This is a genomic window from Vibrio sp. 10N.222.49.C9 (assembly GCF_041474985.1).
GTDB classification, from domain to species: Bacteria; Pseudomonadota; Gammaproteobacteria; order Enterobacterales; family Vibrionaceae; genus Vibrio; species Vibrio crassostreae_C.
Map to the genome: position 1 here is coordinate 1 of NZ_JBFRVD010000251.1, position 392 is coordinate 392.

The 392-nt window shown below is 46.2% G+C and carries 1 pseudogene; it reads right to left on the reverse strand.

Annotation, left to right across the window (positions count from 1 at the left end):
• Positions 1-392, reverse strand: a pseudogene (locus tag AB4585_RS23005) (EamA family transporter); the annotation flags it as partial.

Consider the following 392-nt stretch of genomic DNA (forward strand, 5'->3'; position numbering starts at 1 on the left):
ATTCCAGATAGTGACATTAACAATCAACCCTGCCGGGATTAGTGCGTTGTTCATTATGGCAAGGTAACCAGGGTCTACTTGGCTTGCGCCTCTGTTCCATAAGAAATAACCCAATCCGGAAGCACCTATACCTAACCAAAGTAGGACACCAATTTGTGTTGGATCTGTAGGCAGTTCAGCTTTGCCCCAGATAGCCCAAGCGATGGTGACGACCACTAAAGCACCAATATAGAACCAACCAAAGATATCTCGTTGTGCCATTTCTTCGCGGCTCTCTTTGAAATACTTATAGCCAACCTGACCAAATGCAAAACAGAGGTTAGAGCACTGGACGACTAAGAAGCCGATAAGGTAATCCTCGGTTAGGTTGTCGTAGCGAATCACCAGAGCAC